At 44.7% G+C, this 14,371-nt stretch carries 6 protein-coding genes; 2 read left to right on the forward strand and 4 right to left on the reverse strand.

Annotation, left to right across the window (positions count from 1 at the left end):
- Positions 1–7: 7 nt before the first annotated feature.
- Together MKY99_RS02385 and serS are read right to left on the reverse strand one after the other, a co-directional pair.
- Complete coding sequence (locus MKY99_RS02385; protein WP_339268449.1) at positions 8–7,807, reverse strand: 5'-nucleotidase C-terminal domain-containing protein; 7,800 nt, start codon at positions 7,805–7,807, stop codon at positions 8–10.
- Between the two features lie 431 nt (positions 7,808–8,238).
- Positions 8,239–9,525 (reverse strand): serine--tRNA ligase, encoded by a 1,287-nt coding sequence (gene serS, locus MKY99_RS02390; protein WP_339268451.1) that lies wholly within the window; start codon positions 9,523–9,525, stop codon positions 8,239–8,241.
- A gap of 147 nt (positions 9,526–9,672) precedes the next feature.
- On the opposite strand from serS, the gene MKY99_RS02395 reads away from it, so the two are divergent.
- Together MKY99_RS02395 and ssuE are read left to right on the forward strand one after the other, a co-directional pair.
- The gene (locus MKY99_RS02395; protein ID WP_339268453.1) at positions 9,673–9,876 is read left to right on the forward strand and encodes a hypothetical protein; all 204 of its coding nucleotides are present in this window, start codon (positions 9,673–9,675) and stop codon (positions 9,874–9,876) included.
- A gap of 146 nt (positions 9,877–10,022) precedes the next feature.
- The gene (ssuE, locus tag MKY99_RS02400; RefSeq protein ID WP_042184465.1) at positions 10,023–10,571 is read left to right on the forward strand and encodes an NADPH-dependent FMN reductase; all 549 of its coding nucleotides are present in this window, start codon (positions 10,023–10,025) and stop codon (positions 10,569–10,571) included.
- 171 nt (positions 10,572–10,742) lie between these two features.
- On the opposite strand, the gene MKY99_RS02405 is transcribed toward ssuE, so the two are convergent.
- Positions 10,743–11,774 carry a ribonucleotide-diphosphate reductase subunit beta gene (locus MKY99_RS02405; RefSeq protein ID WP_036682584.1) on the reverse strand — a complete coding sequence of 344 codons (1,032 nt, stop codon included), beginning with the start codon at positions 11,772–11,774 and terminating at the stop codon, positions 10,743–10,745.
- Between the two features lie 247 nt (positions 11,775–12,021).
- A complete protein-coding gene (locus MKY99_RS02410) occupies positions 12,022–14,355 on the reverse strand; it encodes a ribonucleoside-diphosphate reductase subunit alpha (protein ID WP_042184468.1) in 2,334 nt (777 codons plus the stop codon).
- Positions 14,356–14,371: the final 16 nt, after the last annotated feature.

The following is a 14,371-nucleotide window of genomic DNA, read 5'->3' on the forward strand; positions in this document are numbered from 1 at the left end:
GCCTTTATTAATTGATGAACTGAAGAGATTTCAAGGTCTTCTCCAGCATCGTAACGGCTTCAGCACGAGTTGCCAGCTTTTGTGGAGCAAAGGAACCGTCTTTCGCTCCTTGAATGATGCCCTCAGCAGCGATTTCTGCTACTGCTGCTTGGGACCAAGCAGGAATGCTTGCTGCGTCACTGAATTTAGCTAGTGCTGCAGGATCGGCATTTAAGGTTTTGCCCGTGTACTTGATGGCTTTAGCTAATACAGAGGCCATTTCTTGCCGAGTGATCGGGCTACCTGGCTTAAAGCTGCCATCGGTATAACCGGAAATCAATTCGGCTTCTGCAGCAGTGCGAATAGCATCAGCATACCATGCGCTTGGATTTACATCCTTAAATGTTGTCTCGCCACCCGTTGTCACAAGTCCAAGAGAACGCGTAATTAATGCTGCGAACTCAGCCCGTGTGATCGACTGTGAAGGAGAGAATGTATCGCTATTGGTTCCACTAACGATCAGTTTGGAAGCTAACAGATCAATGGACGCTTTAGCCCAGTGTCCGCTAATATCTCCGAACGTTTTGGAAGATTTAACAACGGTGTAATAGCTGTTGCTGTTCCGTTTAATCGTAACATCTGTTGTTCCATTAGCCTTAGGGGCAAATATCGCAGGCACGAAGGAAATCTTGCCTGTAGCAGGATCGAAGACGACTGCCGTTGCGCTATTTGAATTTAAGGAAGTAGGTACATTGATCGTCCGATTAACATAAGTACTGCCGAAGTTGTTCAGCGGTACACGCTTAGATCCGGCTACTGCTGAAACACTAAATTCGATTACTGGAGCAGCTAAAGTAGCATTACCTAGCTGTGAAGCGATAGCTTGGTTTGTGCTGCTTAGCGTTTTCGAATCCGCTAATAGAATGGATACTGTAATTGTAAAGTCGCTGGTGCCTAATTGAGCGGCAAGCGATACACTGTTTATAACACTGAGCGGCAAGGAATACGAAGCGCCATCAGTAGTAAGGGTAAGAATTGTGTTAGGCTGTGCAGCAGCTTGTTTTACAAGCACACTGCCTGGGAGTTCTACTTGAGCGCCGCCAGTAGTCGCTTTAACCGGAATAACCAGTTCATGTTTACCAGTTGGCAGTTCAGCAAGTTGTTTGGTCAGATCAGCAGCATCAATTGTTGTTACTTGCGGTGCAGCCGTTGGAACAGTCGTTGGTGTTGCTGTTGCTGTTGCTGTTGCTGTTGCTGTTGATGTTGATGTTGGAACTGTTGGTGATGTTGGCACTGGTGTTGGAGTTGGGGTTATCTCCGGCAATGGTGCACCCTTCAGATCCACAATCCGGCCCTCAACAGCGGAAGTGTTCGCAGTGACATTTCCAACTTCTTTAAGATACTTCGTAAATACATCAAAGTCCGGCAGGTACAGTAGATTCACGCGACCTTCTTTATAGGCCTTTTCAAGTGAAGTATAGAAATCTCCACCTTTAGCTGTGAAAGCATTAGTAGCTACTTCATAAGATGCTTTTAGATCTAGAGGAACGTATTTGTCTCCGTTCTTCACTTCGATACGTAATACACGTTCGTTCACAGGCTTCGTGGAGTCATAATAGAATTTCAACCCTGCAACATGCGGGAAACGTCCGTCTGCTGCTGGAGTTTTGGAAACCCCATTCTCCATTGCATCCTTAATTTCTTGTCCGGTCAAAGTGATTGTAACCAGATCGTTGTTGAAAGGAAGTACTCCGAGTACCTCACCTTGTGTAATCGGTCCTTCATTGATAGATTCGCGAATACCGCCACCATTTTGCAGGGCGATTACGGCATTAGTGCCAGCTTTCTTGGCTGCAAAAAGCATACCATCGGCAATCAGATTACCAAGGTTAGTTTCCTTTGTACGAACATTATCACGAACGCCGTTTAGAACAACCTCTGAGTTTCCTACTACCTCATTGCTCAGTTCTAGAATACCTGGCTTATAGTCGGTATCCAGGATCTTTTTAGCTTCAGGATCTTCTGCGATAACGTAGTTAGCGCCGTTCTTAGCGTCGATGGAGATTAATTGGTCTTTCCAATCTGTCAGTACGCCATCTTTGTTAAATTTAACTTCAAGCTGACCAAGGAAAAGTCCTTTTTCACCGGTTTGTACAATAAGCTTTGGTGCATTAGGATCGCTGTTATCTACAACCGCTTGATCTAATTTCGTGTGGCTGTGACCACCGACAATAATATCAATACCGTTAACCGCTTTGGCTAACTTGAGATCCTCTTCGTAGCCAAGGTGTGAGAGAACAATAATCTTGTTAATCTTTTCTTTTTGCAGCATAGCGACAGTTTCTGTTGCCTTCACTACAGCATTCTCAAAAGTTACTTTACCTGGTGAAGCAATGTTGGCAGTATCTTCTGTCGTCAGACCAATGATACCAACCTGTTCGCCGTCTACTTCTTTAATCAGAGCAGGGTAGATGGTTGCCGCATTACCCGATCGACCAATTTCGTTGGTGAACATTTTGCTTAGAATATCATCTGTAGAGAAATTCACATTAGATGAGACAAAAGGGAACTTAGCTTTGCCGATAAATTTGGAAAGGGTATCAGAATCTTTATCAAATTCATGATTACCGAAAGTCATAGCGTCATATTTGACTAGATTCATAAAGGCCAGATCTGCTTGACCCAGATACTTGTTAAAGTACAGTGTTCCGGAGAACACATCACCCGCATCGAGAAGAATAGGGTTTTCTGTAGTCGCCTTAGCATTTTTGATTGCCGTTACACGGCGTAGAATGTTATTTGGTGAGCTTACAGTATCTAGTCCTGCATGCGTATCGTTGGTGTGTAGAACTGTTAATGGGAAGTCTTCAGTTATCTCCGGCAATGGTGCACCCTTCAGATCCACAATCCGGCCCTCAACAGCGGAAGTGTTCGCAGTGACATTTCCAATCTTCTGAAGATACTTCGTAAATACATCAAAGTCCGGCAGGTACAGTAGATTCACGCGACCTTCTTTATAGGCCTTTTCAAGTGAAGTGTAGAAATCTCCACCCTTAGCTGTGAAAGCATTAGTAGCTACTTCATAAGATGCTTTTAGATCTAGAGGAACATATTTATCTCCGTTCTTCACTTCGATACGTAATACACGTTCGTTCACAGGCTTCGTGGAGTCATAATAGAATTTCAACCCTGCAACATGCGGGAAACGTCCGTCTGCTGCTGGAGTTTTGGAAACCCCATTCTCCATTGCATCCTTAATTTCTTGTCCGGTCAAAGTGATTGTAACCAGATCGTTGTTGAAAGGAAGTACTCCGAGTACCTCACCTTGTGTAATCGGTCCTTCATTGATAGATTCGCGAATACCGCCACCATTTTGCAGGGCGATTACGGCATTAGTGCCAGCTTTCTTGGCTGCAAAAAGCATACCATCGGCAATCAGATTACCAAGGTTAGTTTCCTTTGTACGAACATTATCACGAACGCCGTTTAGAACAACCTCTGAGTTTCCTACTACCTCATTGCTCAGTTCTAGAATACCTGGCTTATAGTCGGTATCCAGGATCTTTTTAGCTTCAGGATCTTCTGCGATAACGTAGTTAGCGCCGTTCTTAGCGTCGATGGAGATTAATTGGTCTTTCCAATCTGTCAGTACGCCATCTTTGTTAAATTTAACTTCAAGCTGACCAAGGAAAAGTCCTTTTTCACCGGTTTGTACAATAAGCTTTGGTGCATTAGGATCGCTGTTATCTACAACCGCTTGATCTAATTTCGTGTGGCTGTGACCACCGACAATAATATCAATACCGTTAACCGCTTTGGCTAACTTGAGATCCTCTTCGTAGCCAAGGTGTGAGAGAACAATAATCTTGTTAATCTTTTCTTTTTGCAGCATAGCGACAGTTTCTGTTGCCTTCACTACAGCATTCTCAAAAGTTACTTTACCTGGTGAAGCAATGTTGGCAGTATCTTCTGTCGTCAGACCAATGATACCAACCTGTTCTCCGTCAACTTCTTTGATTAGAGCAGGGTAGATGGTTGCCGCATTACCCGATCGACCAATTTCGTTGGTGAACATTTTGCTTAGAATATCATCTGTAGAGAAATTCACATTAGATGAGACAAAAGGGAACTTAGCGTTGCCGATAAATTTGGAAAGCGTATCAGAATCTTTATCAAATTCATGATTACCGAAAGTCATAGCGTCATATTTGACCAGATTCATAAAGGTCAGATCTGCTTGACCCAGATACTTGTTGAAGTAGAGTGTTCCGGAGAACACATCACCCGCATCGAGAAGAATAGGGTTTTCTGTAGTCGCCTTAGCATTTTTGATTGCTGTTACACGGCGCAAGATGTTGTTTGGTGAGCTTACAGTATCTAGTCCTGCATGCGTATCGTTGGTGTGTAGAACTGTTAATGGGAAGTCTTCAGCAGTACTAAAATCAATCTGTGCTACAACCGCATCATGATCGGATACCCGACCTTTCGATGGAGAGAAGTCGGCATTTAGATGGACGACATCTACTTTGGAAGAAGCCGTTAGATTTTTACTGACAAGAATATGATCCAGTACTTGAGAGTTTCCGTCATAGGTGTACGTATACTGCTCATTTAAAGGCAATGTGTCGATCAAATTGTCCAGCTCTGTACCTTTTAAAATAGTTGCAGTTTTAGTGAATTGGAAATCATTCAAATCGCCAAGAGCTACGACATTGGCTTCAGGATTTGCAGTTAGAACCTCTTTGACAAATCCGTTTACGACCGCCGCAATTTTATGACGTTGTGTTTCACTGGACAATACCGGTGGCTGAACGTTCCCGAAAGGACCATTATCGCCGCCTTTTGAATTGAAATGGTTTGCGATCACGATCACTTTTTCGCCGCCGAAAATAAATTGTGCAGCAAGTGGTTTACGTGAACTAGCAAATGCAGCATTCGTTGGATCAATTCGTCCCGGATTGTAAGTCAGCTTGTCTGTCGCTGCATCATAAGCAACGGATTGCGTAGATGTACCTTTTTGACCGTTTACACTATCCGCAAGCTGTACTCTTGCTGGGTTGTACAAGAAGCCTACGCGAATGTTTCCGCCTGGAGCACCACCATCCTGATTGTTGACTGGAGCGATGTCTGTGTATTTATATACAGGACCGCCTGCAGTTTCAATAGCCTTAATCAGTTCGTCAGCACTTGCTTCAGTGATTCCATTGTTGGTTTCACCATTGCTATCCTGCATTTCGACCACGCCGATAATGTCAGGCTTTTTCATATTATTCGTGATGGAGTCGGCAAGTTTCTGGATTTTTGTTGCTCCGACGCCTGGGTAGAAGTTCTCAATGTTGTATGAAGCGATTAATAGCTTGTCCTCATTAACCTCAAGAGTAGTTGTTTCTTGTTTAAAAGTACTTGGGGTAATGGTTGGCAGCTTACCGTTCTCCGGAATTACTTTGAAATTGCCATTGTTGTATCCGATGACCCCTGTAACATCTCCAGCGAACTTATCTCCGGTGATTACTTCTTGACCCGGATTTCCATAAGCAATGATAAGGCGCTGAGGATTGAATTGGTTATATTCTTTTAGAACTAGTCCACCAGCTGGTGTGATGAGATCAGGAGTATCATTTTCTACTCTTGTAGGGATGTTATAAAGCATGGAATTTCCGCTACCACTTGTCCAGTAAGGACTAATAATCGTAGGGGTAGGGAGTTTTACAAGCATGCCTTCTAACGATTCATAAAAATCTATGGCATCTTCACTAGGTTCAAAATCAGCCATGCTGTCATTATCAATGATGGAAGAAGGAATAGCTCTTCCACCTTTGCCAAGTACGATAGGTTCAGGCACAGTATAACTAGAAGAGGAATCTACTGTTAGTGATGTCATATTAATTTGAGTGGAGGTTAGATTGCTCGCACTTCCTTCGTTATACTCGGAAACGGCTCCATTAACGCGCACTAAATCTCCAACTTTTGGTTTAAGGGATGCATTTGTGCTGTAAACGAAAATACCTTCCGATGTGTTCACATTATTGTCCGGCTGAGGGTCCTGCATAAAGAAACCTCTATAAGCGCCAGTTGCGAATGTGTATCCGTATTGGGTAACGATACCTTCTACGTCAGTAACGTTCTGACCTACATACTCAGAGGCATGAGATTCTCCTTGAATATCATGTATACGAGGGAGATCAGAAGCTTTATAAGCAAAGGTATACACCTTACTTGTCTTGCCATCTGCTACGACAATTGCATTAATGGTAAGATCTTTACTAACTGTAATTGGATCTGAATAAAGCTTGCTTGCTGCTGTCGGTTCAGTTCCATCGGTCGTGTAATGAATTTGTGCTCCAAGGGTAGGGCTGGATAGGGTCACAGCACTTCCTTTAATGATGCGACCTGCACCAGGGCTCGCCATTACAGAAAAAGTTTCTTCCACCAAAGCGTTTTCGTTAAGTGGAATGAATTGATAAGTTGTATTATATTGCTCGATAACCCCAGTGATACTATCAAAGGTTGCACCCTTTACTAGTTTAGGCAGGGTTGAGAAAATTGTGAATTGTTGTCCGCCTTGACTTGCAGTCACTGTATTTCCATTTACATTATCTATAGTGACATTATTCATAGTTACCAGCTGAGCTTCATGGTTTTCGCCGTTCGCTGCAGACAAGTCGGTTGCTGTAATCAATTTAGGTGCGGGTACACCTACATCACTCGCAACGACAGAGTATTGAAGTCCGCTTTGGAGTTTGAGCTCTTGCAGGTTGCTGTAGATATCCATCTCGCCACTAACTGCAACACGATCTCCAACGTTTGCGAACTCTGGGAATCCATAAAGTACGATCCCGCCGGTTCCATCCTGAATATACATTTTTGCTGCGTTAATGTGAGTTACGATACCTTCTGTTGAAATATTCTGACCTTTATTACCAAGGCGTGCTGTTGCGACGTCTGTTTTCGTCAGAATCGTGTAGTCAAAAGTCGTTATTGCGCTGTTTGGCATATTCGGTTCCGAAGCATACGCTTTAATCGTAGTGTCCTCAGTTAAGGTAATAGGCCCTGTGTAAGGTTGGAAATCAGTTGAACCACCTGATCTATAAACAGCTGAATAGACGGATGCTCCAACTGTCGGAGAGTTCAGAGAAATTTCAGTGCCTACCGGCCAGGCATTAGCGGCTGGTGAAGCTACTACGGAGCTAGCTGTCTCTGGTGCTTTACCATAACTACTATTGCGTGGATTTGCTGCTTGAACAACAAAATCCGCAACGTTGTTATCCGTATCTAGACCACGGCTATCAGCTGGTGCACCAGCTGCGGCTTTACGAATAGCGGCTGTCGCGTTAGTGAGAGCAGGGGTTGGAGTTCCCTCAACACCTGTAGCTGTACCATAGCCAACCAAATCTATCGTATTATTCGATGGGTCAACCAAGTCGACTTTACCGTTTGTCCCACTCATAGCTAGGATACCTGCGGCATCAGGAGTAGGTAGTGCAGCAATTCCTCCTGTTCCTGCAGCCTCTTGGACGAGGTAGTATCCATTTGCAGGAATAGTTCCTGTTAATTCTGTTCCGCTGCTAAAGGTTCCAGTTGCGGAAGTATACCGAACTTTCCATCCAGTCAAAACTACTGGTTTGTTGGTAGGATTGTATAATTCAATAAAATCATTCTTAAACTCTGCTCCGCTGTTTCCACCACCGCCATAGACTTGTGAGATAACAACATTGCTATTATCCGGTGCTGCCTCGGCAGTCTGAATAGCTGGTAGCACACTGCCGACAAGCATTAACATTGCCAGTCCACTAGCCCACCATTTCCTTACTCTTGAAGAAATAATCATTTGGATAAGTATTCTCCCCTCAAATCTTTTATTAGAAACCTACTAAATCTTATCATTCAAATGTAAAATGAAAGGTTGGTTTGCATTAATATAAATTAAAGGTTCTATAAATTAAAATAAAAAAATAAAAAGTTATTGTTTTCGCATAAGAATAGGGGCTGAAAAAAGTGCATAAATACAATAATCCTTAAAATCTAGTGTTTATTGGATGATGAATAGTCCCATATATAAATTAATTTTTATAGTTGAATTATCAAAGGATTACAACAAATGTATTCTATACTTCTGTTAAATTTTACATTTTAATAACAATAGAGAAGGAGTTATTGGGCTCGGCTATTCGGGAGGTCTTAGAACAAAAAAATGCCCATTCAGCTTCTTGTTGAGAAGTGAGTAGGCATTATATTTTAAATTTACCTGGATAAAACAGACTACTGTTGTGGAAGTTCTAGCCGCTCTAATCCGTCCATGTATTTGCGCAGCGCCTGAGGGATGTAGATAGAACCATCCTCATGCTGGTGATTCTCCAGCAGCGGGATCAGAATTCTTGGCGTAGCCACTGCGGTGTTATTTAAGGTGTGGCAGTATTGTAAGCGACCGTCCGCATCCCGATAACGGATGCCCGAACGACGAGCTTGGAAATCGAGTAGATTAGAAGCCGAATGGGTCTCACCGTATGCGCCTCTGCTAGGCATCCATGTCTCGATGTCATACTGCTTATGCGTCTTCAGGGACATATCCCCTGTGCAGACAGCCATGACTCGATAGGGGAGCTCTAAGAGCTGAAGAATGTGCTCGGCATTCGCGAGGATCTCGTGAAGCATATGGTCCGAGACCCCCTCGTCATTTCGGCATAAGACGACTTGCTCGATCTTCGAGAACTGATGTACGCGGTACAGCCCGCGCACATCTCGCCCCGCTGATCCAACTTCACGGCGGAAGCAAGTCGACATTCCGGCTAGTCGCATAGGTGTGTCAAGCTCTACAATCTCATCGCTGTAGAGTGAAACTAGCGACACTTCAGATGTGCCTACCAGCCAGCGATTATCTCCGCTGAGCTCGTACGTCTGATCCATCCCACCCGGGAAGAATCCGGTTCGCTCCAACGCTTCAGGGCGGACAATCACAGGAACATCCATCACGGTGAATCCGCGTGCAGTGAGCACATCTAGGGCTAGTCTCTGTACAGCAAGATGTAACATCAGTCCGACTCCTTTAAGCACATAGCTGCGAGGACCGCCTGCTTTGACGCCACGGGGAATATCAATAATATCTTGGAGTTCACCTAGCTCCACATGATCACGAGGCGCAAAGCTGAATTCCGGCACCGCTCCGTTCAACCGCAGTTCTACATTATCGTTATCATCGTGGCCGATGGGTGTATCCTGCGACACCGGATTCGGTGCGAGCAGCATGAGCTCTCTACAGCGGCGTTCAGCCTCGGTCAGATCTGCTTCCAGCAGGCTCAGCCGATGATTGAGTTCCCGTACCTGTGCTTTGACGATCTCTCCAGCAGGGCGGTCACCCTTACGTAGTAATTGTTCAACTTCTTTAGTTAGCCCATTACGTTCGGCTCTCATTTGTTCTGTTTCTTGTCGCAGGCCCCGGCGCTTCTCATCCCAATCCAGCAATTCATCCAGTGGGAAGTCGATTCTTTTCCAGGTGGCAGTGTTTCTTACAAGTTCCTGATTATCCTTGATCCAGTTCATTTCCAGCATATCGCTCGCTCCTTTTTGTTTAAAAGATAAGAGAGTGTAAGTTTCACACTTCACTTTATCCTTCTATTTCTCGCACAAACACTTAACGTCCTTATAAGGACGTCGAAGGTATTTATGCTTGAAAAAACGCAAAAAACGCCCTCATCCATGGGACGAGGAGCGTCAGCTCGCGGTGCCACCCAGGTTGATCGAATCTCCTTAACAGCAGGAAAGAATTCGACCCTCTTTGGTCTTCGCAGTAACGGGCGAAACCCGGTGAACTTAGGGAGTCATTATAGGCTCCGGTCGCAGACGCCTCACGGTTGGATGCCGGTCATTGGCCTGATTGTTGGATTTAATATTGTTGCTTAGTATATCGTAAGAGTGGGATGAACGCAAGCGTTTATGGTTTGACAATAAGATCTAATCTGCGATAGGATTAATATTAATTTAAAGTATTCCTGTCGGGATAAATATTTGCAGTGTGAGCTGCTTAATAGGATGAAAGAGGTGGAGAAGTGGCTAAAATTGTTGTGATTAACGGAACGCCTTCCTTGGTATCGCGCATCAATGCAGTTATAGAGTATGCGGAGGCAAGCTTAACGGATCAGGGCTTTGAGGTTGAGCGTATTAACGTAGCAGAGCTGCCAGCGGAAGATTTGATTCATACCAAGTTTGAGAGTGATTCTATCGTCAAAGCGAACGGCCTTGTAGCCGAAGCGGATGCGGTAATCGTGGTTAGCCCGGTTTATAAAGCCTCTTATACAGGCGTGTTGAAGACCTTCTTGGATCTAGTTCCACAAAAGGGATTGGCCGGCAAAATCGTACTCCCGCTCTTCATGGGCGGCAGTCTTGCACATCTACTTACGATTGATTATGCTTTGAAGCCTGTATTGTCTGTACTCGGTGCACGTTACATTCTTGGTGGAGTGTATGCCGTGGATTCTCAGGTGGTTCGTAATGATCACGGAGTGGTAGAGCTTGCTGAGGAGTTGAAGCTGCGTCTGAATGATGCGTTAGCTGAGCTTGCAGAAGAAACTACACATCGTGTGGAACGCAAGGCTTAAGACTAAGTAGCTAGCATTCTGTTTCGTATGGATTCATACCAACTATATAAGCGTCTCATTCATACCTGATCCAAGGGGTGAAGAGACGCTTTTTGCTATAGTAAAAAGGCCATCTCACTGTGAAAGTAGAGAATGGCCTCTTTTTTATATAGGGTTCGTTATAATCCGGTCTTACAAATCGTCGAATCCGTTATCGTCGCCAACCTTACCGTAGTTACGGGACTTAGCTTCGAAGAAGTCGGTTTTGGTGGCATTAAGCGCATCATCGGAGAAAGGTTTGATCCAAGGCATGCAGTTAACATCAACGCCTTGGTAGGCTTTTTCCATACCCATCAACGTTAAGCGCTTGTTCGCTGTATATTTGATGTAGTCACTAAGCTCGTTAAGATCAATACCGCGGACATTAGTAAGGGTGTAGTAAGCCCAGTTGGTTTCAAGCTCTACCGCGCGGTCGATCGTACGATACACGTAATCCATGTTCTCTTTAGTGTTCAACTCAGGGAAATCTACAAGCAGCTGCTTAAATACTTCTGCGAAGAAATAGCAGTGCTGGTTCTCGTCACGTTGGATATAAGAGATCATTTGGCTGGTCGCCATCATCTTTTGGTCACGGGCCAGATTGTAAAAGAAGGCGAAGGTGCTGTAGAAGAAAATTCCTTCCAAGATGAGATCCGCTACCAGTGCATGGAAAAAGGTTTGTCTCGTAGGGTTATCACGGAACTCTTGATAAATATCAGAGATAAACTGATTGCGTTCCAGCAGGACAGGGTCTTTTTTCCAATATTCAAAAATTTCTTTCTGCTCACTTTCCGACACGATAGAGGAAAGAACATAGGAATAGGATTGGTTATGCACCACTTCTTGTTGTCCGATAATGGCAGAGATAGCTTCTAGAGAAGAGTCAGTAAAATAACGCTTCACGTCGCTTACGAACATCGTCTGCATCGAGTCTAACACGGCGAGCAGGGAGATGTTGATCTTAAATACGCGTTGTTCCTCTGCATCCAGCATAGGGAATTGTTGCGCATCTTTGGACATTGGAATTTCATCCGCAATCCAGTGATTAAGCAGCAGTACCTTGTACAGCTTGTACATATGTGGCATGCGGATATCGTTCCAGTTCAGAATACCTGAGCACTCACCGTCGATGATGCGTGTGGATTGGTTGGGCGCTTCAGTGTTAAAAATCTTTTGTAATTGCATTTATTTTCCCTCCATTTTTTTGCGCGGGTAATCTTTCTTTGGTGTCTTGTTCATAGAAAGGCGGTGATGGAGTAACGGAGAGGAAGTTTGGAGCTGTAGGAGCGTCAGCGACCGCCTTTGTCATCGGATGTCATCCGCTAATAGCGGTAAAGATCAAGACATCTGATGACAACAGCGGCCGGAAGCCCAAACATTCCTCGCAGTTACGAAATTCATCATCGTTTTTCTATTCAGGGCACTAAGATAATTAGCTAGCGCAAGAATCACACTCTTCTATTGTCAAAGCACGGCTACGCACATAATAAGTTGATTTCAATCCGCCCTTCCAGGCGTTCAGATGCAGCTCAAGGAACTCGGTAGCCTTGATGTCAGGACGAACATACAGGTTGAAGCTTTGACCTTGATCGACGTGACGCTGACGAGCAGAAGCCATGCGGATCGACCAGTTTTGGTCAATTGTAAACGCAGTTTTATAGTACCAAATCGTCTTGTCGGACAGATCTGGTGCTGGGTTAGCGATCTTGTAAGTTGTTTTCTCTTCATAGGAAAGCAGTTCATACAAAGGATCAATGCTGGCTGTGGAGCCGGCAATAATCGATGTGGAGCCGTTCGGTGCAATCGCGAACATCCATGCGTTACGAACACCGTCTTTAGCCACTTCTTCTTGCAGCTCGCGCCATTGTTCAGTGGTAACATATTTACCTTCTTGTTCACCGCTAACGTAGCCACGTGAAGTAAAGTATGCACCTGTCTCCCAATCGGAACCGGCGAACTTCGGATAACGGCCTTTTTCACGGGCAAGCTCCATGCTCGAACGTACCAACAGGTAGTTGATGTGTTCATACAAATGGTTGTTATATTCTACGGCTTCATCAGATTCCCAACGAATGCCCTTGAGTGCCAATAGGTGATGCAAGCCGAATGTGCCGAGACCGACTGCGCGGTACTGGCTGTTCGTGTATTGTGCTTGCAGAACTTCAATATTATTAATGTCGATTACGTTGTCCAGCATACGTACTTGGATAGGTACAAGTCTTTCCAGCACACCAGCTGGAATCGCACGTGCCAAGTGAATCGAATTCAGGTTGCAGACTACGAAATCGCCAGGGATTTTGGAGATAACAATCCTGGTCTTGCCATCTTTGGTTACTAATTCTTCCTGTTCAATAACGGTAGCGGATTGATTCTGCATAATTTCTGTGCACAGGTTGGAAGAGAAGACCATACCTTGGTGACGGTTCGGGTTCGTCCGGTTAACCGTATCACGGTAGAACATATATGGAGTACCTGTTTCAAGCTGTGATTTCATAATCCGTTTCATGATGTCGATCGCAGGAACGGTAATACGGGACAATTCCAAATTGGCTGTAGCTTCAGCATATTTTTCACGGAAAGTGCCCTTACCAAGCTCTTCATCGTAGAAGTCTTCCAGACCAAGCGGACGACCGTTCTCATCCGTCCAGCCCATAACCTTCTTCACTTCATGTGGGCAGAAGAGGTTCCAGTGGCTGCGTGATTCAACAGCTTCCATGAACAAGTCCGGCAGGGTTACACCGTGGAATACGTCATGTGCACGCATACGCTCGTCACCATTATTTAGTTTAAGATCGAGGAAAGCGAGGATATCTTTATGGAATACATCAAGGTAGACAGCGACAGCACCTTTACGTGTTCCGAGCTGGTCTACACTGACTGCTGTATTGTTCAATTGGCGAATCCAAGGAATTACGCCGGAGCTAGTGTTCTTATGGCCACGGATATCCGAACCACGTGCCCGTACTTTACCAAGGTAGACGCCGATACCGCCACCCATTTTGCTAAGGCGCGCTACGTCTGTATTGGAATCAAAGATACCCTCTAGGGAATCGTCTACCGTATCAATGAAGCAGCTGGATAGCTGTCCAGCGACCTTTTTGCCGGCATTGGACATTGTAGGGGTAGCAGCTGTCATGTAGATGTTGCTCATAGCCCAGTAAGCTTCTTTTACAAGCTCAAGACGTTTCTCAGCTGGTTCACGGTGCATCAGGTACATAGCAATAATCATATAACGTTCTTGTGGAAGCTCCATTACACGGCCGTCAAAATCATGCGCCAAATAACGGTCGGATAGCGTAAGCAGACCGATATAGTCAAACAAAAGATCGCGTGTATAATCGATACACCCACCTAGTTCGATAATTTGTTCTTTGGTGTAATGACTTAGAAGCTCTTCACGATAGATTCCTTTTTTTACGAGATCCGTAATTAGCGGGTACAGCTCACCGTAAGGCTCTTCTGGATAAGCTTTATAGCGGCGATGAACGGCTGCTTTTTTATAAAGGGTAGTCAGAAGGGCACGGGCAGCTGCAAACTTCCAAGTAGGCTCTTCTTTCGTTACAAGCTCTAGAGCACTCATGGTGAAGGCATTGCTAATTTCTTCTCCGCTTACGGAGTCACGACGCAGTTTGGAAATTACTCCCCGCAGCAATGTTTCTTTATTTAGTTGATCAAGACCTTCTAAGATACGGTCGGCGTATACGGAAAGGCGCTTCTCATCAAAAGCCAGTTGGCGATTATCTGGTTTTACTACGAATTGTGGCATGGTTATTTCATCCCTT

The sequence above is a fragment of the Paenibacillus sp. FSL R5-0470 genome (assembly GCF_037975205.1).
Lineage (GTDB): Bacteria > Bacillota > Bacilli > Paenibacillales > Paenibacillaceae > Paenibacillus_AQ.

Coding starts and splice junctions, on each gene's coding strand:
- MKY99_RS02405 (WP_036682584.1), bottom strand. CDS start 11,774: ATGCAATTACAAAAGATTTTTAACACTGAAGCGCCCAACCAATCCACA.
- serS (WP_339268451.1), bottom strand. CDS start 9,525: ATGCTGGAAATGAACTGGATCAAGGATAATCAGGAACTTGTAAGAAAC.
- MKY99_RS02395 (WP_339268453.1), top strand. CDS start 9,673: ATGGGACGAGGAGCGTCAGCTCGCGGTGCCACCCAGGTTGATCGAATC.
- MKY99_RS02410 (WP_042184468.1), bottom strand. CDS start 14,355: ATGCCACAATTCGTAGTAAAACCAGATAATCGCCAACTGGCTTTTGAT.
- MKY99_RS02385 (WP_339268449.1), bottom strand. CDS start 7,807: ATGATTATTTCTTCAAGAGTAAGGAAATGGTGGGCTAGTGGACTGGCA.